At 69.1% G+C, this 23,691-nt stretch carries 24 protein-coding genes; 12 read left to right on the forward strand and 12 right to left on the reverse strand.

Annotated elements, in window-relative coordinates:
* From ASG37_RS04610 to ASG37_RS04620, 3 genes are read right to left on the reverse strand one after another with little or no spacing between them, the layout of a single operon-like run.
* The gene (locus tag ASG37_RS04610; RefSeq protein WP_235525214.1) at positions 1–1,335 is read right to left on the reverse strand and encodes a sensor histidine kinase; all 1,335 of its coding nucleotides are present in this window, start codon (positions 1,333–1,335) and stop codon (positions 1–3) included.
* Between the two features lie 11 nt (positions 1,336–1,346).
* Positions 1,347–2,030, reverse strand: coding sequence for a response regulator transcription factor (locus ASG37_RS04615; RefSeq protein WP_055756478.1), 684 nt, complete (start codon positions 2,028–2,030; stop codon positions 1,347–1,349).
* Positions 2,027–2,368, reverse strand: a complete 342-nt coding sequence (locus tag ASG37_RS04620) for a PDZ domain-containing protein (protein WP_055756480.1) — start codon at positions 2,366–2,368, stop codon at positions 2,027–2,029. Before ASG37_RS04620 ends, ASG37_RS04615 begins: the two co-directional genes overlap by 4 nt.
* A gap of 281 nt (positions 2,369–2,649) precedes the next feature.
* Here ASG37_RS04620 and ASG37_RS04625 point away from each other — a divergent pair, with 281 nt between their 5' ends.
* From ASG37_RS04625 to ASG37_RS04645, 5 genes are all read left to right on the forward strand, one after another.
* Positions 2,650–3,681: a LacI family DNA-binding transcriptional regulator gene (locus ASG37_RS04625; RefSeq protein WP_082448406.1), complete on the forward strand. Its 1,032-nt coding sequence runs from the start codon at positions 2,650–2,652 to the stop codon at positions 3,679–3,681.
* 256 nt (positions 3,682–3,937) lie between these two features.
* Entirely contained in the window at positions 3,938–4,966 is a 1,029-nt protein-coding gene (locus ASG37_RS04630; protein WP_055756482.1) for a ferritin-like domain-containing protein, read from the forward strand.
* A 17-nt stretch (positions 4,967–4,983) separates the two neighbouring features.
* Positions 4,984–5,991 carry a ferritin-like domain-containing protein gene (locus ASG37_RS04635; RefSeq protein ID WP_055756484.1) on the forward strand — a complete coding sequence of 336 codons (1,008 nt, stop codon included), beginning with the start codon at positions 4,984–4,986 and terminating at the stop codon, positions 5,989–5,991.
* 23 nt (positions 5,992–6,014) lie between these two features.
* Positions 6,015–7,349 (forward strand): Nramp family divalent metal transporter, encoded by a 1,335-nt coding sequence (locus ASG37_RS04640; RefSeq protein WP_055756486.1) that lies wholly within the window; start codon positions 6,015–6,017, stop codon positions 7,347–7,349.
* Between the two features lie 165 nt (positions 7,350–7,514).
* Positions 7,515–8,465: an NAD(P)H-dependent flavin oxidoreductase gene (locus ASG37_RS04645; RefSeq protein ID WP_055756487.1), complete on the forward strand. Its 951-nt coding sequence runs from the start codon at positions 7,515–7,517 to the stop codon at positions 8,463–8,465.
* A gap of 138 nt (positions 8,466–8,603) precedes the next feature.
* Here the strand turns inward: ASG37_RS04645 and ASG37_RS04650 are convergent, their stop codons facing one another.
* Together ASG37_RS04650 and ASG37_RS04655 are read right to left on the reverse strand one after the other, a co-directional pair.
* Positions 8,604–9,062, reverse strand: coding sequence for a DUF1465 family protein (locus ASG37_RS04650; protein WP_082448338.1), 459 nt, complete (start codon positions 9,060–9,062; stop codon positions 8,604–8,606).
* Between the two features lie 84 nt (positions 9,063–9,146).
* Positions 9,147–9,344 (reverse strand): DUF465 domain-containing protein, encoded by a 198-nt coding sequence (locus ASG37_RS04655; protein ID WP_055756491.1) that lies wholly within the window; start codon positions 9,342–9,344, stop codon positions 9,147–9,149.
* A gap of 145 nt (positions 9,345–9,489) precedes the next feature.
* On the opposite strand from ASG37_RS04655, the gene ASG37_RS17255 reads away from it, so the two are divergent.
* Complete coding sequence (locus ASG37_RS17255) at positions 9,490–9,645, forward strand: YdcH family protein (RefSeq protein WP_082448339.1); 156 nt, start codon at positions 9,490–9,492, stop codon at positions 9,643–9,645.
* 42 nt (positions 9,646–9,687) lie between these two features.
* Here ASG37_RS17255 and dksA read toward each other — a convergent pair whose 3' ends face one another.
* The 3 genes from dksA to ASG37_RS04670 all read right to left on the reverse strand — a co-directional run bounded on the left by dksA (position 9,688) and on the right by ASG37_RS04670 (position 12,454).
* A complete protein-coding gene (gene dksA / locus ASG37_RS04660) occupies positions 9,688–10,113 on the reverse strand; it encodes an RNA polymerase-binding protein DksA (protein ID WP_230770007.1) in 426 nt (141 codons plus the stop codon).
* A 637-nt stretch (positions 10,114–10,750) separates the two neighbouring features.
* On the reverse strand, positions 10,751–11,674 hold the full coding sequence (locus ASG37_RS04665) for a hypothetical protein (RefSeq protein ID WP_200909782.1): 924 nt from the start codon (positions 11,672–11,674) through the stop codon (positions 10,751–10,753).
* 327 nt (positions 11,675–12,001) lie between these two features.
* Positions 12,002–12,454, reverse strand: coding sequence for a host attachment family protein (locus ASG37_RS04670; protein ID WP_055756495.1), 453 nt, complete (start codon positions 12,452–12,454; stop codon positions 12,002–12,004).
* A 98-nt stretch (positions 12,455–12,552) separates the two neighbouring features.
* Between ASG37_RS04670 and serS the strand changes: the two genes are divergently transcribed.
* The 5 genes from serS to ASG37_RS04695 all read left to right on the forward strand — a co-directional run bounded on the left by serS (position 12,553) and on the right by ASG37_RS04695 (position 19,149).
* The gene (gene serS / locus ASG37_RS04675) at positions 12,553–13,830 is read left to right on the forward strand and encodes a serine--tRNA ligase (protein WP_055756496.1); all 1,278 of its coding nucleotides are present in this window, start codon (positions 12,553–12,555) and stop codon (positions 13,828–13,830) included.
* Between the two features lie 35 nt (positions 13,831–13,865).
* The gene (locus ASG37_RS04680) at positions 13,866–14,945 is read left to right on the forward strand and encodes a M23 family metallopeptidase (protein ID WP_082448340.1); all 1,080 of its coding nucleotides are present in this window, start codon (positions 13,866–13,868) and stop codon (positions 14,943–14,945) included.
* Positions 14,942–15,952 carry a potassium channel family protein gene (locus ASG37_RS04685; RefSeq protein ID WP_055756498.1) on the forward strand — a complete coding sequence of 337 codons (1,011 nt, stop codon included), beginning with the start codon at positions 14,942–14,944 and terminating at the stop codon, positions 15,950–15,952. Before ASG37_RS04680 ends, ASG37_RS04685 begins: the two co-directional genes overlap by 4 nt.
* 94 nt (positions 15,953–16,046) lie before the next feature.
* Positions 16,047–17,378: a 30S ribosomal protein S12 methylthiotransferase RimO gene (gene rimO, locus ASG37_RS04690; RefSeq protein ID WP_055756500.1), complete on the forward strand. Its 1,332-nt coding sequence runs from the start codon at positions 16,047–16,049 to the stop codon at positions 17,376–17,378.
* A 388-nt stretch (positions 17,379–17,766) separates the two neighbouring features.
* Positions 17,767–19,149: a leucyl aminopeptidase family protein gene (locus ASG37_RS04695; protein ID WP_055756503.1), complete on the forward strand. Its 1,383-nt coding sequence runs from the start codon at positions 17,767–17,769 to the stop codon at positions 19,147–19,149.
* Positions 19,150–19,323: 174 nt separating this feature from the next.
* On the opposite strand, the gene ASG37_RS04700 is transcribed toward ASG37_RS04695, so the two are convergent.
* On the reverse strand, positions 19,324–20,775 hold the full coding sequence (locus ASG37_RS04700) for an ATP-binding protein (RefSeq protein WP_055756504.1): 1,452 nt from the start codon (positions 20,773–20,775) through the stop codon (positions 19,324–19,326).
* Positions 20,776–20,864: 89 nt separating this feature from the next.
* Here ASG37_RS04700 and ASG37_RS04705 point away from each other — a divergent pair, with 89 nt between their 5' ends.
* Entirely contained in the window at positions 20,865–21,287 is a 423-nt protein-coding gene (locus ASG37_RS04705) for a DUF2809 domain-containing protein (RefSeq protein WP_055756507.1), read from the forward strand.
* Here the strand turns inward: ASG37_RS04705 and ASG37_RS04710 are convergent.
* Genes ASG37_RS04710 through ASG37_RS04720 form a run of 3 tightly spaced genes read right to left on the reverse strand, consistent with a single transcriptional unit; the run spans position 21,212 to position 23,636 of the window.
* A complete protein-coding gene (locus tag ASG37_RS04710; RefSeq protein ID WP_055756508.1) occupies positions 21,212–21,538 on the reverse strand; it encodes a 2Fe-2S iron-sulfur cluster-binding protein in 327 nt (108 codons plus the stop codon). The two genes, ASG37_RS04705 and ASG37_RS04710, sit on opposite strands and share 76 nt — an antisense overlap.
* Positions 21,538–22,629 (reverse strand): cysteine desulfurase family protein, encoded by a 1,092-nt coding sequence (locus ASG37_RS04715; protein ID WP_055756511.1) that lies wholly within the window; start codon positions 22,627–22,629, stop codon positions 21,538–21,540. The genes ASG37_RS04710 and ASG37_RS04715 overlap by 1 nt, the downstream gene beginning before the upstream one ends.
* Positions 22,626–23,636, reverse strand: coding sequence for a cysteine desulfurase family protein (locus ASG37_RS04720; RefSeq protein WP_055757333.1), 1,011 nt, complete (start codon positions 23,634–23,636; stop codon positions 22,626–22,628). The genes ASG37_RS04715 and ASG37_RS04720 overlap by 4 nt, the downstream gene beginning before the upstream one ends.
* Positions 23,637–23,691 lie beyond the last annotated feature (55 nt).

The raw sequence follows: 23,691 nt of genomic DNA on the forward strand, positions 1-23,691 counted from the left end.
CTATCGTCCGATCGTCAAGCGCACCGCCAGCCCCGGCGCGGCATCCGCCAGTTCCAGCGCGCCACCATGCAAATGCGCCACCGCCGCCACCAGCGACAGTCCCAGCCCCGCCCCGCTTTCGTGCCGCGCCGCATCCAGCCGCCCGAACCGGCGCAGCGCCTCCACCCGGCGGTCGGGCGCAATCCCCGGCCCTTCGTCGCGCACGACGATCGCGACCGTCGCAGCCGTTTCCTCGACCGACAACCGGATCGTTCCCGCACCATATTTCAAGGCATTATCGATCATATTTGCTACTGCCTGTCCGATCATCTCGCGATGCGCCGGCACCACCACGGCCGGCGACGGGGTGACGGCAATCGCCATCCCCCGATCCTCGGCCAGCGGCTCGAACAGTTCGGCAAGTTCCTCCAACATCGCAGCCAGATCGGTAGCGACGAACGCCTCGCGCCCGATCCCCGCCTCCGCCCGCGTGATCCGAAGCGCGGTGTCGAGCATGCCAAGCAACCGCTCGCCCTCGTCCATCGCGCGCAGCACCGCCAGCCGCCCCTCCTCGCTGTCGGCGGCGGCCAGCGCGCGTTCCAGCGTCGCGCGCAGCCGGGTGAGCGGCGAGCGCAGGTCGTGCGCCAGCGCATCGGTCGCCAGCTTCAGTTCGCCGACCAGCGCGGCGATCCGGTCGAGCATCGCGTTGACCGACCGCGCCAGCGCCTCGAACGCATCGTGGCCACCGCTCAAGGCCACCCGCCGGTTCAGGTCGCCCGCCGCCACCGCCGCCACCGTATCGACCGTCCGCACCAGCCGCTGGGCGATGATCCGCGCCGCGACCCATCCGGCAAGCCCCGCCAGCAGCAGCGCGACCGCCATCGCCGCGCCCATCGCCGCCTCCAGCGCGCCGACGAACGCCAGCTCGCCCTCGATCACATGGCCGGTCAGCAGCCGCGTGCCATCGGACAGGTCAGTGCCGATCACCCGCATCCGTTCGGGCCGGTCGCGGTCGACGCGGAAAATCTCGATCGTGGTCGGCGGCCCCGCCACCACATCGGGCGGCCATGCCGCGACATTGCCGGCCAGCACCCGTCCGCCGGGCGCGGTCAGCAGCACCACCGACTGCGGCCGGTCGCTCCGGTCGAGCCGTGCCAGCGCCGCGCGCGCCACCCCGGCCTGTCCCCCCGCCGCCCATGCGTCGAGCAACTGCCCGCGCAGCCGTTCGGCCTCCCCGGTCGCGGCCTGCGTCAACCGGTCGGCGGTGATCTGCCGCACCACCAGCAGCGTGACCCCGGCCCCGGCCAGTTGCAGCGCGAAGACCAGCGCGGCGAAGCGCAGCGTGGCCGATCGCACCCAGCGGCGCGTCAGGGCTCGATCCCCAGCTTGTAGCCCGATCCGCGCACCGTATGCAGCAGCCGGCGGGCCTGCCCGTCGTCGATCTTGCGGCGCAGCCGGCTGATATGCACGTCGGTCACGTTGCTGCCCGGATCGAAGTGATAATCCCACACCCCCTCCAGCAACATCGTGCGCGTCACCACCTGTCCGGCATGGCGCAGCAGATATTCGAGCAGCCGGAATTCGCGCGGTTGCAGGTCGATGCCCACGCCGCCACGCTTCACCCGCCGCGCGAGCAGGTCCATCTCGAGGTCGTCGCACGTCAGCTTCGTCTCGGCGACCGGGGTGCCCGGCGCGGCGCGGCGCGCGAGCAGCGTCACCCGCGCCAGCAATTCGGCGAAGACGAACGGCTTGGTCAGATAATCGTCGGCGCCCGACGTCAGCCCGGCGACCCGGTCGTCGGGCGATCCCATCGCCGACAGGATCAGAACGGGCGTCGTCACGCCGCCCGCGCGCATTGCCGCGATCGCCGCCATGCCGTCCATCTGCGGCAGCATCCGGTCCATGACGATGCAGTCGTAGCCGCCGTCGATCGCATGGAACAACCCGTCACGCCCGGTGCCGGCGCGATCGACCACATGGCCCGCCTCGGTGAGCCCCTTGGCGATATAGCCGGCGGTATCGTCGTCGTCCTCGACCACCAATAGTTTCACGCACCACCTCCGCCGCCGTGCAGTAGCAGCGTGCGGGCCTGCCCGTCACCCCTCGGCCTGACGTGCAGCACCGCATGGCTCCCATGCGCCGCCGCCGCCAGCCGCGCGACGCCGGGATGCGCCACACCGTCGACCACATCGACCACGTCGCCGACGCGCAGGCCCGCCCCTTGCGCCGCGCCGCCGCTGCGCAGGCTGGTGACGACCAGGCCCGCCGCATCGACCTGCCCCGCAAAGGTCGCCCCGCCGATCGCGACCGATCGCGGCCCGTCGGCCATCGCCGCTGCCACGCCGGCCACGGCAACCACGGCGACGCCCAGTATCCGCGCGATCGACATCGAAACATTTCCTTTCGCCACTACCATGGCCCACGGCGCTTTGCGACGGCATGGCGGACACATGACGATCCTGTAACCGGCCCGGAAACCCGTTTGAAATTCGCGAAAGCGCGAGTTTCGAGGCGGTGCCGGCCCGCTCCCCCTCCCGGCCACCCACGCCAGTATCCTGATCGATGGTCGGGAGGAGCGGCGGGCCGGCACCGCGAAACGCGCAACCGCGCGGTTCCAAACGACCCCGCCAAGGTTGACACGCACGCCCGGCCATGGCCGAGATGCCGCGCATGCAGCCACCCCGGTCGCGCGGCCCCAAGCGCATTACCATCGTCGACGTCGCCGCGCGCGCGGGCGTATCCACCAAAACCGTCTCGCGCGTGCTGAACGGCGAACCGCATGTGAAGGAAGCGGTGCGCGACAAGGTGCGCGACGCGGTCCGCGCCCTCGACTATCACCCCAACGTCATGGCCCAAGGCCTCGCGCGGCAACGCTCGCACCTGATCGGGCTGGTGTATGAAAACCCCTCGCCCAGCTACACCGTCGAATTGCAGATGGGCGTGCTCGACCGGCTGCGCGGCGAGCCGTACCGGCTGGTCGTGTTGCCCGTCCGCTCGATCGCCGACCATGCCGACGAGGTCGTGGGCCTGCTCCGCTCGGCGGCGGTCGACGGCGTCGTCCTCGCCCCGCCGGCGTCGAACGACCGCCGCATTCTCGACGAACTGGTCGGCATCGGGATGCCCTTCGCCCGGATCGCGCCGACCCGCTGGGACGATATAGTGCCGGGCGTCACGCTCGACGATATTGCCGCCGCGCGCGACATCGCGGCGCATGTGCTGGACCACGGCCACCGCCGCATCGCGATCATCAAGGGCGATCCGACCCATACCGCCAGCGATGCGCGGATGACGGGATACGAACAGGCGTTCGCCGCCGCGGGCGTCGCGATCGATCCCGCGCTGGTGCTCGACGGCCGCTTCACCTTCGATTCGGGTTTCACCGCCGCGCGCGCGCTGCTGGCGATGGATCAGCCGCCGACCGCGATCCTCGCCCAGAACGACGACATGGCAGTCGGCGCACTGATGGCCGCGCGCGAGGTCGGCATCGAAGTGCCCGCCCAGCTCTCGATCGTCGGCTTCGATGATTCGGAAATCGGCCGCATCGCATGGCCGCGCGTCACCACCGTGCGCCAGCCGGTGTTCGAAATGGCGGTCAGCGCCACCGGCCTGCTGCTCGACCAGTTCGCCGGCGTGGCGGTGCCCGACGTCCTGCCGCACGACCACCGCCTGATCGAACGGGACTCGGTGCGAAAACTTGGATGACGCTTGTCTCGAAGGCGGTGCCGGCCCGCTCCCCCTCCCGGCCACCCACAGCGTATCCTGAATGGGTGGTCGGGAGGGGGAGCGGGCCGGCACCGCATCCACGTAAGTGGATCAGACCCTAGCGCGCACGCGATACAGTCAATACAGCGGCTTGTCTGAACCATGGTCCGGCCCCCGGCCCATGACCGACAGCCAGGGATCGGCCCGCGTCGCCCGCCACCGCGCGGTCGGGGCCACAGGGTAAGGAATGCGGCGAATGACCGACGATACGCAGATGATGGAAGCACTCGAGGCGCGGGTGCGCCGCCGCGAAGGGCGCCGCGACTTCTTCCGCACCATGGGGGCCGCCGCTGCGATCGGCGGCGGCATGGCGCTCACCTCGTGCGGCGGCAACGATGATTCGGGCGGATCGCCCACCCCCTCGCCGACCGCCACCGCCACCGCGACCCCCACGCCGACGCCCACCGCGACGTCCAGCAGCGGGCTGACCGATGGCGATCTGCTCAATTTCGCGCTCAACCTCGAATATCTCGAAGCGCAATTCTATGCCTATGCCACCACCGGCACCGGGCTCGACGCGACGCTGCTGACCGGTCCCACCGGCACCACCCCCGGCGCCGTTACCGGCGGCCGGCAGGTGACGTTCACCGATCCCGTCGTCGCCAATTTCGCGCGCGAGATCGCGGCGGACGAACGCGCCCACGTCCAGTTCCTGCGCGCCGCGATCGGCGCCACCGCCATCGCCATGCCCGCGCTCGACCTGTCGGCGACCGCGACCAGCGCCTTCTCCAACGCGGCGCGCGCCGCCGGGCTGATCGGCGCGGGCCAGGCATTCGACCCCTATGCGAACGAGAATGATTTCCTCCTCGCCGCCTATCTGTTCGAAGACGTGGGCGTCACCGCCTACAAGGGCGCGGCGGCGCAGCTTTCCAGCGCGGTGGTATTGCAGGCAGCGGCCGGCATCCTCGCGGCGGAGGCGTATCACGCGGCGATGATCCGCACGACGCTCTATACCAAGGGGCTGACCACGCCGTCGCTGATCGACGCGACCGAAAAGATTTCGGACGCGCGCGATTCGCTCGACGGGGCGACCGATCTCGATCAGGGCGTCCGCGCGATCGGCAACGTGTCGAACATCGTGCCGCTCGACGCAAACGGCCTCGCCTTTGGCCGCACCCCGCAGCAGGTGCTCAATATCGTCTATCTCAACAAGGCTTCGGTCAGCCTCGGCGGCTTCTTCCCCGCCGGGGTCAACGGCACCGTCAAGACCAGCGCCGCGAACTGAGCCCGGAGTATTTCACGATGACCAACGATCCCATCCTTCAGGTGCTCGAAGCCGCCGACGTGCGCCGTGCCCATCGCCGCGATTTCCTGCGCGCCGCAGGCGGCGTCTCCGCTGCCGTCGCCGGGGCCTCGCTGCTCGCCGCCTGTGGTGGCGGCAACGACAGTTCGTCCACGCCCACCCCCACACCGACGCCGTCGCCGACCCCCACGGCAACCGCCACCGCGACCCCGGCGACCGATGCCGACGTGTTGAACTTCGCGCTGAACCTCGAATATCTCGAAGCGCAATTCTATTCGTTCGCCGCGACCGGTGCCGGCCTGCCCAACACGTTGTTGACCGGCACCGGCACGCAAGGCGCGGTCAGCGGCGGGCGGCAGGTGAATTTCACCGACCCGCTCGTCGCGCAATATGCGCGCGAGATCGCTGCCGACGAACGCGCCCATGTTGCCTTCCTGCGCTCGGCGATCGGCTCGGCGACGGTCGCGCAGCCGGCGATCGACATCGGCGTGACCGCCGCCAGCGCCTTTTCGGCCGCCGCCCGCGCGGCGGGCATCATCGGCGCGAACGCGGCGTTCGACGTCTATGAGAACGACGAATCCTTCCTGCTCGGCGCGTTCCTGTTCGAAGACGTCGGCGTCACCGCCTACAAGGGCGCGATCGCCTTCCTGACCAACAAGACCTATATCGACGCAGCGGCGGGCATCCACGCGGCGGAGGCGTATCATGCCGGCCTCGTCCGCTCGGTGCTGTACCGCAAGGGCATCGCCGCCCCGACGCTGATCGAGCGCACCGAACAGATTTCGAACGCCCGCGATGCGCTCGACGGCGCGCTTGATCTCGATCAAGGGGTCCGCGCGGTCAACAACGCCTCGAACATCGTGCCGACCGACGGCACCGGCCTCACCTTCACCCGCACGCCGGCGCAGGTGCTGAACGTGGTCTATCTGACCAACCAGTCGGTCGCACAGGGCGGGTTCTTCCCCGCCGGGGTCAACGGTCTGCTCAAGACGAGCGGCGCGAACTGACCGATCATCCGGAGGGACCGACGATGGCACCGCCGCCCGCCGCGAACGATGCCGTGCCCGATCGCCGGCCCAGCCTCCCCGGTTCCTTCCGCACGGTCGCCGTGCCGGAAGGGGCCGGGCAGTTCTGGCGCAAGCTCGGGGCCTTCGCCGGCCCCGGCTATCTCGTCGCGGTCGGCTATATGGACCCGGGTAACTGGGCGACCGACATCGCCGGCGGGTCGGCGTTCGGCTATACCCTCCTCTCGGTCGTCCTGCTGTCGAACATCATGGCGATGGTGCTGCAATCGCTCTCGGCGAAGCTCGGCATCGTTACCGGGCTCGATCTCGCGCAGGCGTGCCGCGAATATTACCCCAGGCCTGTCCGCTGGATGCTGTGGGGCTTGTGCGAATTCGCGATCATTGCCTGCGATCTGGCCGAGGTGATCGGCACCGCCATCGCGCTGCAACTGCTGTTCGGCATTCCGCTGGTGTGGGGCGTGTGCATCACCGCGCTCGACGTGATGCTGATCCTGCTGTTGCAACAATATGGCTTCCGCAAGCTGGAAGCGTTCATCGTCGCGCTGCTGCTCATCATCGCCGGCTGTTTCGCGGTGGAGCTGTTCCTCGCGCAGCCTTCGCTCGCCGGCATCGCGCGCGGGCTGATCCCCACGACCGAGATCGTTACCAATCCGGCGATGCTCTATCTCGCGATCGGCATCCTCGGCGCGACCGTGATGCCGCACAACCTTTATCTCCATTCCTCGATCGTCCAGACGCGCAGCTTCGACCGATCGCCGGAAGGGCGGCGCGAGGCGGTGAAGCTGGCGACGATCGACAGTTCGATCGCGCTGATGCTGGCGCTGTTCATCAACGGCGCGATCCTCGTGCTGGCCGCCGCCGCGTTCCACACCGCCGGGCGGACCGATGTGGCGGAGATTCAGGACGCCTATCAACTGCTGACGCCGATGCTCGGCGCCGGGGCGGCCAGCATCCTGTTCGCGGTGGCGCTGCTCGCCTCGGGTCAGAATTCGACGATCACCGGCACGCTCGCAGGGCAGATCGTGATGGAGGGCTTCCTCAACCTGCGCTTCCCGGCATGGCTGCGGCGGATCGTCACCCGGCTGATCGCGATCGTCCCCGCCGTCGTCGTCGCCAGCCTGTATGGCGAAAGCGGCACCGCGCAACTGCTGGTCGGCAGCCAGGTGGTGCTCAGCCTGCAACTGCCCTTCGCGGTCTATCCGCTGGTCCAGTTCACCGGTGACAAGGGCAAGATGGGGCCGTTCGCCAATCGGCCCGTTCTCGCGGTGGCGGCATGGACGATCTGCGCGGCGGTCATCACCCTGAACTCGATCCTGCTCTATCAGGTCATGACCGGCTGACCTGTCCTACAGCGGGCGATCGGGGTAGAACGCACGGGCGCTGTCGAGAGAATGCCGCCAAGCCCTTGTAGAACAACGACCGGCCCGTTCCCGTAGCATTGTGCGTAGTGTAAACTTTGTAAACTTCGCCATGGACAGCAATTCGGGTTGCGCTATGCAACGTATATGGCGTTTCCTTCCTTGTTCGACCGGTTGGCCCTGCCCGTCGTGGCATCGCCGATGTTCATCCTGTCCGGCCCCGAACTGGTCATCGCCCAGTGTACCGCCGGCATCGTCGGCTCCTTCCCGGCGCTGAACGCCCGGCCGCAGGGCCAGCTCGACGAATGGCTCCACCAGATCACCGAAGCGCTCGCCGCGCATGATCGCGCCCACCCCGACCGCCCGTCCGCGCCCTATGCCGTCAACCAGATCGTCCACCGCTCGAACGATCGCCTCGACGCCGATGTCGCGACCTGCGCCAAATGGCAGGTGCCGATCGTCATCACCTCGCTGGGTGCGCGCGAGGAACTGAATACCGCCGTCCATGGCTGGGGCGGCATCACCCTGCATGACGTGATCGACGACCGCTTCGCCCACAAGGCGGTGGAAAAGGGCGCCGACGGGCTGATCCTCGTCTGCGCCGGTGCCGGCGGCCATGCCGGCCGGCTGAACCCCTTCGCCTTCACCCAGGAAGTCCGCCGCTGGTTCGACGGGCCGCTGCTGCTGTCGGGCGCGATCGCCAACGGCGGCGCGATCCTCGCCGCCCAGGCCGCTGGGGCCGATCTCGCCTATATCGGATCACCCTTCATCGCCACCGCCGAAGCCCGCGCCGTGCCCGCCTACAAGGATGCGATCGTCGCCGGCCACGCCGCCGACATCGTCTACACCAGCGCCTTCACCGGGGTGCATGGCAATTACCTGCGCGGCTCGATCCTCGCCGCCGGGCTCGATCCCGACGCCCTGCCCGAACGCGACGCCACGACGATGGACTTTGCCGCCAGCACGGCCAAGGCATGGAAAGACATCTGGGGTGCTGGCCAGGGCATCGGCGCGGTCGACGCGGTGCTCCCCGCCGCGACCCGTATCGCGCAACTGGCGGCGGAATATCAGGCTGCAAGGATGCGCTTGGCTGTTTGATCCGCTTGAGAACAATCCAGCCACCTCAAAACAGACGTCATCCCAGCGAAGGCTGGGATCTCTCGCGGGTGGCGCAGTACAAGAGCCGCTTGAGGCCCCAGCCTTCGCTGGGGCGACGTTTCCGGCCAGATGGATCGACTACAGCGCCAGCGCCAGCCGGTCAAACATCGCTCGTGCCGGACTGGCCGGCGGCGGCCCCTCATGCGCCCGCTCGATCCGCTCGACCCGGCGGTACAGGTCGATGCTGGCGGCCACCAGCGTCCGGGTGCCGTTCGGCATCGCCTGCAACACCCGCTCCTCGGTCCGGGGTGCCGGCCCCAGCAGCCGCGCCGGATCGCGTGCCGCGACCGCGCTGATCTCGCCCGCCGCCACCGCCCGCTGCGTCAACAGCCATGCGATGACGTGCATCAGCCGCGTCGTGATCTTGAGCGACTCGCACGAAAACACCACCCGCGTCATCGGATCGAGCATCGCCCGCTCGCCCCGCCCGCCATCGTCGAAATAGGCGCGCGCCTCGTCGGCCAGCACCATCGCCTCGACATAGAGCGAATCGACCAGATGCCGCTGAACGACGGCCGAGCTGCTGTGCGTTTCCATGGGGCGAAGGATGGCATGCCGTCCCCCGCCACGAAACGATTCGATCGGTGGACCGTCGGCACCAACTGTCCCCGAACGTGACGATCAGGCGATGATGTCGGGAATCAACTGGTCCTCGATCGCCGCGATCTCGTCACGCAGCCGCAGCTTGCGCCGTTTCAGCCGGGCGAGCTGCAACTGATCGGCCGCCCCCGCCCCCGCCAGCGCGGCGATGGCATCGTCCAGGTCGCGATGCTCGACACGCAGCACCGCCAGCCGCTGTTCAAGGTCCGATTCGTCCATTGCCGATCCGTCACTCCATTGGCCCCGCGCAACGCTCTATCCGCGATTCCTGCACGTCGCACCGAAAATGGCACCTACGATGGCGACAATCGTCAACTCGTGTGTTTTACTCCATGCCCCATCAAGCAAGCAGGAGAATGGATCGATGCAGACCGGCCACCTCAACGCTCTCGAAGCGAAGCACGCCACGCTCGACCGCCAGATCGCAATGGAAACCCAGCGCCCCTCGCCGGACCAGAGCCTGTTGTCGTCGCTCAAGAAGCGCAAGCTGATGGTAAAGCAGGAGATGACGTCCATCTGACGCCATCGGCGCGGGACCGCCCCGGTCCCGCGTCCATACTCCCTATTCTTCCCGCGAAACCTTTTCCTGCCGTTCGTGGCGGCTCTGCGCCTCCACGGTCATGGTTGCGATCGGACGGGCCTCCAGCCGGGCCAGCGCGATCGGCTCGCCGGTGACTTCGCAATAGCCATATTCGCCATCGTCGATCCGGCGGATCGCCGCCTCGATCTTGGAGATCAGCTTGCGCTGCCGGTCGCGGGTGCGCAGTTCGATCGACCAGTCGGTTTCGCTCGACGCACGGTCGGTCAGGTCCGCCTCGCGCAGCGATTCGTTCTGGAGATGCGCCAGCGTTCCCTGCGCCTCGCGGTGGATCGCGTCCTTCCACGCCAGCAGCTTGGCCCGGAAATAGGCCTGCTGCCGCGGGTTCATGAACGGTTCGTCGTTATGCGGACGATAACCGCTGCCGTCGTCGTTCACCGGCGGCGGCATATCGAGTGGTTGTGTCGTATCGCTCAAAGCCGTTGCCATCCCCAGTCTCCGCTCCGGTATGCCGCCGAACGCCACCGGCGAAGGTCCCGACCCGTCTTTTCCCGCGGGCCTATATCGGGCGGGGCGTTCGACCACAAGCCGCGCAGAACGCACGGGAATGATCGCCGGCCGACTCGTCGCCGCTTGGCCCACCGTTTGTCGTGGTCGATCACCCCGAGTCGAAGCGGCGGTATGAAAACCGCTCTATTCCCATGTCTCTTTACGGTACGTTAACCATTACAACCCGCTGGCAAGGCGGGGACGTCCATACTAACGACGCCTGATCGTGGTTAAGGGTGTTGAACTTTACGCTTTGTTTCGTCTTGGTGAGCCATGGCCGCAAGGGTCATGGAATCGCCGCGGTCACGGGGCGGGTAGGGAAAGAGTGGAACGGCATGTCGGTTAAGATGGCATTGGCAAAGCTCTGCGCTTGCGCTTGCGGTGGCGCCGTCATCGGCGGCGGTGCGGTGCATGTCGCCGAATCCTCCCCCCATCGCGAGATTACCAAGCGGGCGATCACCAAGCGCGTCGTGACCAAACGGGCAGTGGCGCAGCGTCAGGCCCGCCAGCGCGTGGTCCGCCGCGTCGTCACCCGGACTCAGACGACCTGCGCCCCGGCGGTCGTGACCGTCGCCAGCCAGGGCGCGCCCGTGCCGCTGCCCCCCGCCTTCCTCGGTGCGGAAATGCCGATGCTGTCGGGCGGCGGTGGCGGCTTCGGCGGGGCCGGCCCGGTGCTGGTCGGCGGCACCGGCGGCGGTGGCTTCGGCGGTGGCGGCTTCTTCGCGGGCGGGTTCTTCGGCGGCGGATCGTCGGGCGGCGGGTCGAGCGGCATCGTCGTCTCCTCGACGTCGAGCACCAGCGGCGGGTCATCCTCGACCTCCTCGGGTGGCTCGTCCAGTTCAACCTCGTCGGGTGGGTCGGGCGGATCGTCGACCTCCTCCGCATCGGGCGGATCGGGCGGCTCCGGCGGTTCGTCGACCAGCACCGGCGGCGTATCGAGCACCAGCAGCACGTCGTCCGCTTCCGGCGGGAGCAGCGGCAACATATCGTCCGCATCGGGTGGCAGCAGCAGCAGCGGCAATGTGTCGTCCGCGTCGGGCGGCAGCAGCGGCAACGTGTCCTCGGCATCGGGCGGGAGCAGCGGGAACGTCTCGTCCTCGTCCAGCGGCAATGTCTCATCCTCGTCGAGCGGCAACGTTTCCTCGTCGGCTTCCTCGAGCGGCGACGTATCGTCGTCGGCCTCGTCCAGCGGCGACGTGTCGTCCTCGACCTCCAGCTCGTCGAATGGATCGTCGACCAGCACCTCGTCCTCGTCGAACGGCTCGTCGACCTCGACCAGCACGTCCTCGTCCTCGAATGGATCGTCGAGCAAGGGCTGGAGCTCGAACGGCGGGTGGAGCTCGAATGGCGGCAGTTCGTCGCACGGTGGCAGCTCGACGAGCTCGGGCGGGCCGACCCCGGTTCCTGCTCCCCCGATGCTGCTGCTGTTCGGTGCCGCCGCCGCCGCGCTGGTCGCGCGCAAGCGTCTCGCGAAGTCGAAGACGTCGACCGCCTGAGCCGCACCGGCAACGGGATCGAACGGGCCGCGCGAGTGATCGCGCGGCCCGTGTCGTATCGGCCAATACCAAGCCTTGGCCGTCGTTCCGGCGCAGGCGGGCACCCATCAACGCATCGGCTTAGATTCGATCACCGCCGTCGGCGTGTATGGATTCCCGCCTGCGCGGGAATGACGAGAAGGTTCGAGGGCAAATTTCCCCTGTCGAAGCGGAATGGCTTCCCAATCTGCTCCCCTCCCTGACAAGGGAGGGGAGCCGCCAGGAGCCATCGTCTGGCTAAATGTCGATCGGCCCTAGGCGTTGGTGAGCAGCTTCTCGATCTGATCGACCGGATGGCCGGTCAGGTCCTTATCCAGCTCGCCCGCCAGCCGGGCGCTGACGCTCTGGTGATAATGTTTGCGCATCTCGCCCAGCGTCTTGGGCGGCGCGACGACGATCAGCGTCTCGAACTCGTTGGCAAGCGCGCGGCGCTTGAGTTCCTCGGCGGCCTGCGCCGCGAAACGGTCCTCGGCCTGCTGGTGATAGTCGGTCTCGCCGATGCTGCCGCCGCCGCTGGCGAAATTGCCGCCGCGGATCGACGATCCCTGTCCGGCGGCGTCGGTCTTTTGATGACGGTCGGCGGGATTGGCCTGCTGCTGCTGATCCTCGACGATCAGGTTCGGCGCATCGGCATCGCCCTTGTTGCGGAAGAACAGCATCTTGCGCCCGTCGGCGACCAGCACGCAGGCGTCATGGGGAATACGCATCACTCTCGCTCCTCTTGTGGCTTCGGGTGGGGGAACGCGCCGGGGGCGATACCGGTTGCGGCTTGCATGGGTGGGGATCGCCAGCCATAGCCCGGCGCATGCACGACATTCGCCTGATCCGCGACGATCCCGCCGCCTTCGACGCCGCCCTCGCCCGCCGTGGCCTTGCCGGCCGATCGGGCGAGCTGGCGGCGATCGACGAGCGACGCCGCGCGCTCCAGACCGAACTTCAGACCGGACAGGCGCGCCGCAACGAGGCGTCGAAGGCGATCGGCGCGGCCAAGGCCCGCCGTGACGAGGAAGCCGCCGCCGCGTTGATGGGCGAGGTCGCCGCGCTCAAGGACCGCATGCCCGCGATCGAGGCCGAGGAAGCGGCACTCGCGCAGGAGCTGACGCACGCGCTCGAAACCATCCCCAACCTCGCCCTCGCCGACGTGCCGCAGGGCGCGGACGAGGACGACAATGTCGTCGAAAAGACCGTCGGCGATCCGGCGAGCTTCGCCTTCACGCCGCGCGAGCATGACGCGATCGGCCCGGCGATCGGCCTCGACTTCGAAACCGGCGCGCGACTGTCGGGCGCGCGCTTCACGCTGGTGCGCGGCGCCGCTGCGAAGCTCCACCGCGCGCTCGGCCAGTTCATGCTCGACACGCTGACCGGCATCCATGGCTATGAAGAGGTCGTGCCGCCGGTGCTGGTGCGCGAGCCAGCGCTCTATGGCACCGGACAGTTGCCGAAATTCGCCGACGACCTGTTCCGCACCACCGACGACCGCTGGCTGATCCCCACCGCCGAGGTATCGCTGACCAACATCGTCGCCGGCCAGATCCTTGCCGAAAAGGAACTGCCGCTGCGCTTCACCGCGCTGACGATGTGCTTCCGTTCCGAAGCAGGGGCGGCGGGCCGCGACACGCGCGGCTTCATCCGCCAGCACCAGTTCGAAAAGGCCGAGATGGTGTCGATCACCACCCCCGACCAGTCGGAGGCCGAGCATGAGCGGATGACGCAGGCGGCCGAGGATGTCCTGAACCAACTCGCCCTCCCGTTCCGGCGGATGAAACTGTGTACCGGCGACATGGGCTTTTCGGCGGCGCGGACCTATGATCTCGAAGTCTGGCTGCCGGGGCAGAACCGCTACCGCGAGATTTCGAGCTGTTCGACCTGCACCGATTTCCAGGCGCGGCGGATGAACGCGCGCTACCGGCCCGAGGGGGAGAAGGCGACACGCTTCGTCCATACCCTCAACGGCTCGGGGCTGGCGGTCGGCCGCACGCTGGTGGCGGTGCTCGAAAATTACCAGCAGGCCGACGGGTCGGTCGTGGTGCCCGACGCGCTGCGGCGCTATGTCGGGAGCGAGGTTCTGACGCCGGCCGGCTGACGCCGACGCGAACCGGAGGGGTCATGGGGGGACCAATGCAGCCAGTCACCAAACGCATCGCCGCGCTGTCGCTGGCAGCCGTGCTCGCCGGCTGCATCCCGCCCGGCCCCGACCGAATGGACCCCGGCACGCCGCCACCGCAGCGCGGCCCCCTCGCCGCGCCCGGCACCCCGCCCGCCACCGAATCGAAGGGCGATGGCGTCACCGCGCTCCCCTCGCCGCCACCGGCATGGGAGGCACGCCGTGTCGTCGCCAGCGCGCGCACCGTCGCGAATGGCAGCTATGTCGTGCAGCCGGGCGATACGCTGCGCGGTGTCGCCAACACGACGGGGGCCGGATCGGAAGCGATCGCCCGCGCCAACAATCTGCCACCGCCGTTCACCATCCGCGTCGGCCAGCGGCTGACGATCCCCGGCGGCCGCTATCACGGCGTCCGCGAAGGCGAGACGGGCATCGCCATCGCCCGCGCCTACGGCGTCGACTGGTCGCGGATCGTCACCGCCAACGGCCTTGCCGAACCCTATATCCTGCGCACCGGCCAGCGCATCCTGATCCCCGGGGATGCCGCGCCGCGCTCCGCCGCCGAACGTGCCGCCGCCTTCCGGCTCGACATCGACGACATCCTGACCGGCGGCGAACCCGCGATCGAGGCGGGCGAGCGTCCGGCCCGCCCCGTCACCTCGCCACGCCGCGTCCTGCCCTCCACCGCCGTCGTCGCCGCGCCGAGCATCACGCCGGGCGCTTTCGCATGGCCGGTCGACGGGCGCGTCCTCAAACGCTTCGGTGCGGGCGACAGCGGCGAGCGGACCAACGGCATCAAGATCGGCGTGCCGCTCGACACCCCGGTCACGGCGGCGGCGGACGGCACCGTCGCCTATGTCGGCACCGGCGTGCCCGGTCTGGGCGGCGTCGTCATCATCCGCCACGGCGGCAACCTCGCCACCGTCTACGGCCATGCCAGCCAGTTGCTGGTCCAGCGCGGACAGGCGGTGAAGCGCGGGCAGAAGATCGCGCTGTCGGGCGATTCGGGCTATGCCGACCGGCCGCAGGTGCATTTCGAGATCCGCAACGGCCGCACCCCCGTCGACCCGCTGGCGCGACTGCCCCGGCGATGACCCGCCCCCGGGGAAAGGCGATCCTGCGCCAGTCCTCGCCGCTCCCGGTCTGGGCATCGATCCTGTGGCGGGTCGTCGCGGTGCTGACGCTGGTCGGCATCGCGGTCGGCGTCCACTGGTTCGATCGCGCCGGCTTGCGCGACACGTACGACGGACAGGTCAGCTTCGTCGACGTCATCTATTTCACGATGATCTCGATCACGACCACCGGCTATGGCGACATCGCACCCGTGAGCGAACGCGCCCGGTTGTTCGACGCGCTGATCGTCACGCCGATCCGGGTGTTCGTCGTGCTGCTGTTCATCGGCACCACCTATCAATTCGTCCTGCGACGTAGCTGGGAGCGTTGGCGCATGGCCCTTCTGCAACAGAAACTGACCGGCCACATCATCGTCGCCGGCTTCGGCCGGACCGGCGCGGAAGCGGTCGACGAACTGATCGCGCGCGGCGAGGAGCCGCGCCGCATCGTCGTCATCGATCCGCTGGCCGCGAACATCGCACGCGCGCAGAAACTCGGCTGCATCGTGCTGGAGGCCGATGCGACGCGCGACGCGACGCTCACCGACGTGCGGATCGCCACCGCCCGCGCGCTGATCGTCGCCACCGGCCGCGACGATACCTCGATCCTGGTGACGCTCACCGCCCGCCACCTCGCCCCCGACGTGCCGATCAGTGTGATCGTGAAGACCGAGGACAATGAGTTTCCGGCGCGCGCCGCCGGGGCGACCACGGTCATCAACCCGGTCAGCTTTGCTGGGCTGCTGCTCGCCGGATCGTGCCGCGGGCCGCACATCGCCGATTATCTGCTCGACCTCGCCTCGATCGGCGGCACGGTCGCGCTGGCGCAGCGCCCCGTCGCCGAGCATGAGATCGGCCAGCCGCTGTCTGCAATCACCACCGGCATCGGCCTGCGCGTCTATCGGGGCGGGGGCGCGGCGCCGCTCGACAGCGTCGAGGCACGGCACCTCGAACGCGGCGACATGATCGTCGAAGTCGTGAAGCGATAATCCCCGCCGCCGGGCGCACGTTCTTCCCGTCGGGGCGAGAGGTTCCGCCGCCCCCTATTATTTTTCGGCGAAACGCTTATGTGCCCATGCGATCATGGCAACTCGACTTCCCTCGCCCCCCCGTGTCGGGATGGTTTCGCTCGGCTGTCCGAAAAACCTCGTCGACAGCGAACGCATCCTGACGAAACTGCGTAGCGACGGCTATGCGATGTCGCCCGACTATGCCGGGGCGGACGTCGTGCTGGTCAACACCTGCGGCTTCCTCGATTCGGCCAAGGAAGAATCGCTCGAGGCGATCGGCGAGGCGATCGCCGAGAACGGCCGGGTCATCGTTACCGGCTGCATGGGGCAGGAAGCCGACACGATCCGCGCCCGCTTCCCGCAGGTCCTTGCCGTCACCGGCGCGCACCAATATGAACAGGTGGTCGAGGCGGTGCATGAAGCCGCCCCGCCGATCCCGTCGCCCTTCGTCGACCTCGTCCCCGAAAGCGGGCTGAAGCTGACGCCGCGCCACTACAGCTATCTGAAGATTTCGGAGGGCTGCAACCACCGCTGCTCGTTCTGCATCATCCCGTCGATCCGCGGCGACCTCGTCAGCCGCCGCCCCGACGCGATCCTGCGCGAAGCCGAAAAGCTGGTCGCCGCCGGCACGAAGGAACTGCTGGTCATCAGCCAGGATACCTCGGCCTACGGCATCGACATCCGCCGGACGCCGCGCGCGTGGAAGGGGCGCGAGGTCGTGCCGCACATGACCGATCTGGCGCGCGAACTGGGCCAGATCGCACCGTGGGTGCGGCTGCACTATGTCTACCCCTACCCCCACGTCGATCAGGTCATTCCGCTGATGGCTGAGGGGCTGGTCCTCCCCTATCTCGACATTCCGTTCCAGCATGCCGCGCCGAACGTCCTGCGCGCGATGAAGCGCCCGGCGAACGACGCCAAGGTGCTCGAACGGCTGCGCGGCTGGCGTGAGGTCTGCCCCGACATCGCGATCCGCTCGTCGTTCGTCGTCGGCTTTCCGGGCGAGACCGAGGCGGACTTCCAGTATCTGCTCGACTGGCTCGACGAGGCGCAGCTCGACCGCGTCGGCGCGTTCCGCTTCGAACCGGTGGAAGGGGCCGCCGCCAACGCGCTGCCCGATCCCGTGCCCGAGGAAGTGAAGGAAGAACGCTACGCCCGGATCATGGAGCGGACCGCCGCCATCTCCGCCGCGAAACTCGCCGCCAAGATCGGCCGGACGATCGACGTCATCATCGACGAGGTCGGCGACGAGGGCGCCACCGGCCGCAGCACCGCCGACGCGCCGGGCATCGACGGCGAGGTCTTCCTGCGCGACGCCGCGCATCTGACCCAAGGTGACATCGTGAAGGTCGAGATCGAGGACGCCGACGATCACGATCTCTATGGCGTGCCGGTAACGAGCTAGGGCCGATCGACAGTCCTTCGCGGGTCGTCACCCCGGACTTGTTCCGGGGTCCACCTGGCCGCAAACGCTGTTGATAAAGCCTTAAGGCGCATCGATTGCCGAGCCGTGGACCCCGGAACAAGTCCGGGGTGACGAAGAAAGCCAGCCCTTTCGATCAGGCGCTGCACCGGCATCGCCGAACATCGCTTCCGGCCTCGACCAGAATGGCTCCCCTCCCTGACAGGGAAGGGCCGGGGGTGGGTCGGCCCGCGAGGGAGAGCATGCGCCCCACAACCGCCCGACCTACCCCCGCCCCTCCCTTTCAAGGAGGGGAGATGTCCAACGCCGCGCCCAGTATCGATCCGTCCCAAGCTTGCGCGCGAGGGCACCCCCGCCCTACATCGCGGCGATGACACCGACGATCATCGCCGACCGGGGGCAGGACGCCCGCGCCATCCATCTGATCGACCGTAGCGGCTTCGACACCTGGTTTGCCGGGCAACCGTCGCGTGTCCGCGCCGCCGCCACCGCGCAGCGACTGGTCGCCAAGCCGGGCAGGGTCGCGATCCTGCCCGGCGAACAGCCCGACGACTGGTCGGTCGCGACCATCGTCGCCGACGGCACGGCGCTGTCGCCATGGTGCCTCGCCCACCTGCCCGCGCTGCTGCCCGCCGGCCACTACCGCCTCGCCGGTGGCAACCCCGGCGCGGCGAAGCTCGGCTGGGCGACCGCGCAATACCGTTTCACCCGCTACCGCAAGGCCGAGGACGACGCCCCGCGCATCCTGCTGTCGAGCGAACCCGCGCATATCGACGAAGCGCTGCGACAGGCACGGGCGACCGCGCTGGTCCGCGATCTCGTCAACACCGCCGCCGCCGATCTCGGCCCCGCCGAACTCGCCGCCCACGCCCGGCAATTTGCCGACCGCCACGGCGCGACGCTCACCGTCACGCAGGGCCACGAGCTGGAAACCGGCTATCCGATGATCCACGCCGTCGGCAAGGCGGCGGCGAAGGGCCGCGAGCCCCGCCTGATCGAACTCACATGGGGCAATCCGGCGCATCCCCGTGTCGCGATCGTCGGCAAGGGCGTGTGTTTCGACAGCGGCGGCCTCGACATCAAGCCCTCGGCCGGCATGCGGCTGATGAAAAAGGACATGGGCGGCGCGGCGCACGCACTGGCGCTCGCCTCGCTGGTCATGGAGACGCGCCTGCCGGTCCGGCTGCACCTGCTGGTCCCGGCGGTCGAGAACAGCGTGTCGGCCGACAGCTTCCGCCCCGGCGACGTGCTGAACAGTCGCCAGGGGCTGACCGTCGAAAATACCAATACCGATGCCGAAGGGCGGCTGATCCTCGGCGATACGCTCACCAAGGCATGCGAGGCCGCACCCGACCTGCTGATCGATTTCGCCACACTGACCGGCGCGGCGCGGGTGGCGCTCGGCCCCGACCTGCCCGCCACCTTCGTCAACGACGACTCGCTCGCCGCCGACCTGCTGGCGGCCGGCACCGCCGAGCACGACCCGTTGTGGCGGATGCCGCTGTGGGACGGCTATGACGACATGCTCAAGTCGGACATCGCCGACATGGTCAACGCCCCCGAGGGCGGCATGGCCGGCGCGGTGACGGCGGCGCTGTTCCTCCGCCGGTTCGTGGACCCGGGCGTGGCCTGGGCGCATCTCGACACCTTCGCATGGCGCGCCGCCGCCAAACCGGGCCGCGCGAAGGGCGGCGAAGCCTGCGGCCTGCGCGCGGCATGGCGGTTGTTGAAGGATCGCTACGCGAGGACGTAATCTGAACGGATTGTACCGCATTTCTCGTCATTCCCGCGAAGGCGGGAATCCATAGCCGCCAACGTTTCGGTGTATGCAAGACCGTTGCGTATATGGATTCCCGCCTTCGCGGGAATGACGAAGAGTGGCGTGTCGTCGGCCTCGAACTGAACCAGAGGCGAAGGCCGCGCTTCCCTACGCCGCCTCCGCCGCCTCCGTCGTCCAGCCCAGATGCGGCAACGCGATCGATCGCTTCCCCGCCAGATCGATCCGGCTGACCATCAGCTCGCGCCCTTCGATATAGGCGAGCAGCCGCTTCACCCGCCCCATCGAACTGGTGCCATAGGTCCGCGCGATCTCCATGTCGCTCGGGCACGGCCGCCCCTCGCGCGCGGCGCGGGCGATCAGCATGAACGCGCCGAGCATGTCGTCGGGCAGCACCTCGGCGATCGCCAGCGCCTGCGCCCATTCGTCCTCGGGCGCGGCGAAGATGCCCGCGCGCGCGCACGCCAGCCGACGGGTAAATCCGGGCAGGTCGAGCGGCGGCCTGGCCAGCCCGACCATCCGGCAGCGCACGTCGAAATCCTGATACAGCACCGCCGCCGCGCGCGGCTGATCGCCCTCGTCCTCGACCAGCGCCTTCAATACCTCGGCGACGATCGTGTCGGTTTCGTCGGTCGATCGCTCGGGCAGGTCGGGCGCGACCACCGGCCGTGGCGGCGTGGCGATCGCCGCGATCACGTCCTCGGGCGGGGCGACATGGCGGATCGGCGGCCCGAGCGGCAGCATCGCCTCGACCGGGGCCATCAACAGGTCCTTGATGTCCGCCACCGGGCTGCTGGGCAGCGGGGTCAGCTTGGGGCTGCCGCTGCGTGCCGAGGTCTGCACCGCGCCGATTTTGATCGACAGCGGACGCCTGGACACTGCCGGCCCCAGCGCCAGGAAATGCCCGCGCTGCAAGTCGCGGATCGCCTCCGCCTGCCGCCGCTCCATCCCCAGCAGGTCGGCGGCGCGCGCCATGTCGATGTCGAGGAAGGTGCGCCCCATCAGGAAATTCGACGCCTCGGCCGCGACGTTCTTGGCCAGCTTCGCCAGCCGCTGCGTCGCGATCACGCCGGCCAGGCCGCGCTTGCGCCCGCGACACATCAGGTTGGTCATCGCCGACAGCGAGGCACGGCGGACGTCCTCCGCCACCTCGCCACCACCGGCGGGGGCGAACAACTGCGCCTCGTCGACCACTACCAGCGCGGGATACCAGTGTTCACGCGGCGCATCGAACAGCGCGTTCAGGAACGCGGCGGCGCATTTCATCTGCCCCTCGGCCTCCAGCCCTTCGAGGCTGAGGACGACCGAGGCGCGATGTTCGCGCACGCGCGTGGCGAATCGGGCAACCTCGCGCTCGCTATGGTCGGCGGCCTCGATCACGACATGGCCGTAGGTGCCCGCCAGCGTCACGAAATCGCCTTCGGGGTCGATCACCACCTGCTGGACATGGCCGGCGCTGCGTTCGAGCAGGCGGCGCAACAGGTGCGACTTGCCCGAGCCCGAATTGCCCTGCACCAGCAGGCGCGTCGCGAGGAGTTCTTCCAGATCAAGGGGAACGGTCTTGCCCGCCGGGTCCGTCCCCATATCGACGTTCACGGTCATCGCGGGTCCTTACGCGCGCGCGGCGCTTCGGGGCAAGCAGTTGCGTCGCGGCCCGCCGCACGGCAGGACGGCGTCGAGGGGAACGAGCGATGCGACTGCACCGGGGATATGCGCTGGCAACGATCGTGCTGCTGATCGTCGAGATCGGAATCGCGCTGTTCGTCCGCGACCGGATCGTCCGCCCCTATGTCGGCGATACGCTAGCGGTGATCCTCGTTTATACGGCCCTGCGCGCCGTCACCCGGCTATCGGTGCCCGCTGCCGCGCTGACCGCGTTCGCCATCGCGGTCGTGATCGAATTCGGCCAGTATTTCCACGTCCTCGACCACATCGGCCTCGGCGAAAACCGGCTGGCGCGCACCGTGCTGGGCAGCGGTTTCGATACCCACGACTTCATCGCCTACGCCGCCGGCGCGCTGATCGCCTATGCCGTCGACTACCGCCGCGCGTCGCGTGCCCCCGCCGGCACCCGCACGCGCAGGCCATCGAGCGACTCGTCGAGCACGATCTGACACGCCAGCCGGCTGGTCGCGACCGCGTTCGCGGCGAAATCGAGCATGTCCTCCTCCTCCTCGCTGGGTGCGGGCAGTCGCGCATGATCCGCCGGATCGACGATGACGTGGCAGGTCGAACACGCCATCTGCCCGCCGCACGTCCCCTCCAGCGGAAAATCATACGCCTGCGCCAAATCGAGCAGCCGGTCGCCCGCCGCCCCGCGTACCGCCTCGCTCCGCCCGTCCGGCCCGGTCAGATGGACGATCATCACCACTGGCTCCGCGCTGCTAGGTCGATGGTTTCCAGCGCCATCACCAGTTCCTCTTCACTCGTATAGCGGCCGAAGCCGATGCGGATCGACGATCGCGCCTCGCGCTCGGTCAGCCCCATTGCGCGCAGCACATGGCTACTGCGCCCCGATCCGCTGGCACAGGCCGATCCGGCCGAAAACGCCAGCGTGCGGCACTCGCTCATCAACCGCGCCACATCGAGCCCCTCCATCCGCACGTTCAGATTGCCGCGATAGCGCGCATTGGCCGCACCGTTCAGCACCCACTCCGGCCCCAGCACATCCCGCGCCGCGCGCCACAATCCCTCGACCTGCGCCGGATCGTCGTCCTTCAGCAGCGCCGCCGCCGCGCCGAACCCCGCGCACAGCGCCGGGCTGAGCGTGCCCGATCGCAAACCGCCCTCCTGCCCCCCGCCATGCAGGATCGCCGCCGGCTCCGCCCCTGCCCGCACCCACAGCGCACCGATCCCCTTCGGACCATGAACCTTGTGCGCCGACACCGCGATCAGGTCGCAGGCATCGACCGGCAGCGGCACCCGCCCGAACCCCTGCACCGCATCGCAGACCATCACCGCGCCGGCCGCGCGCGCCAGTCCGCCCAGCCACGCGATCGGCTGGACCACGCCGATCTCGTTATTGACCAGCATCGCCGCGACCAGCGCGGTCCGCCCGTCGATCGCCGCCAGCGCCGCCGCGCGGTCGACCAGCCCGTCGCGTCCCACCGGCAGCACCACGACCTCCGCGCCCACCGCCCGGCAACTATCGAGGACACAGGCATGTTCGGTCGCGATCATCACCACCTTCGGCCGCCCGGCCTTCGCGAAGGTCCCAGCGATCGCCCAGTTCGCCGCCTCGGTAGCACCACCGGTGAAGAACAGCCGCCCCGCCGCCGCATCCCCGCCCAGCGCACCCAGCACCTGATCGCGCGCCACCTCGACCGCCGCCTTCGCCCGCCGGCCCTCGCGGTGCGGCGAATGCGGGTTGGCGTGGAAATCACGCAGCCACGGCACCATCGCCTCGAACGCTTCCGGCGCGAGCGGCGTCGTTGCCTGATAATCGAGATAGGTCATGCCATCGCTTTCCACGCCGCCGCGAACCGCTCGACCTCGTCGGCGGTCGTCGTCCAGCCGAAACTGACGCGGATCACCTCGCTCGCCGCCTTCGCGTCGATACCCATCGCGCCCAGCACATGGCTGGTCTTGAGCGTCCCCGACGAACACGCGCTCCCCGCCGACACCGCGAACCCCGCCGAATCGAGCCGCATCAACTGCGCCGCCGCCGACCGTCCGGGCAGGCGATAGGCGGCGATCGTCGCGATGCGGGGCGATGCGTCGGCAATCACCTCGCCGCCGTTGCCCCGCACCACCGCGTCGAGATCGCGTCGCAGCGCTACCGCCCGGTCGAACCAGTCGCGCGGCGCCTCCAGCGCGGCGGCAAAGCCCAGCGCGGCGGGCAGATTCTCGGTCCCGCCGCGATAGCCCTGTTCCTGCCCGCCGGTCGGGGTTAGCAGCGACAGGTCGCGTACCAGCAGCGCGCCGATGCCCGGCGGCCCGCCCAGCTTGTGCGCCGACACCACGATCAGGTCGGCGGGCGGCAGCGGGAGCTTGCCCGCGCTTTGCGAACAATCGGCCAGCAACGTGATGCGCCGCCCGATCCAGTCCTCGCGCCGCCGCGCGTCGATCACGTCCAGCGGTTGCAGCACGCCCGTCTCGCTGTTCGCCGACTGGATGACGAACCGGTCGGTGGCATGCGACAGCCATGACCCGTCGCGCAGGTCGACCAGCCCGTCGGCACCGACCGGCATCCGGCCATGCCCCTCCGCCACGCGCAACACCGCGTCGTGCTCGACGCTCGTCACGATCGTCCCGGTCCGGCCGGCACCGCGCAGCGCGATCGAGAGTGCCTCGCTCGCCCCGCCGGTCAGGATCACCTCGCCGTCCCACCCCAGCGCCGTCGCGATCCGCGCCCGCGCCTCCTCCAGCGCCCGCCGGGCGGCGCGCCCTTCGGCATGCGGGCTGGACGGATTGGCCCAGCGCGCCATGCCGTCGATCACCGCCGCCACCGCCTCCGGGCGCATCGGCGTGGTCGCGGCATGATCGAGATAGATGCGCTTCGTCAAAACGGGGCCGTTC

Source organism: Sphingomonas sp. Leaf407 (assembly GCF_001425385.1).
In the GTDB taxonomy this organism is placed as follows: Bacteria; Pseudomonadota; Alphaproteobacteria; order Sphingomonadales; family Sphingomonadaceae; genus Sphingomonas.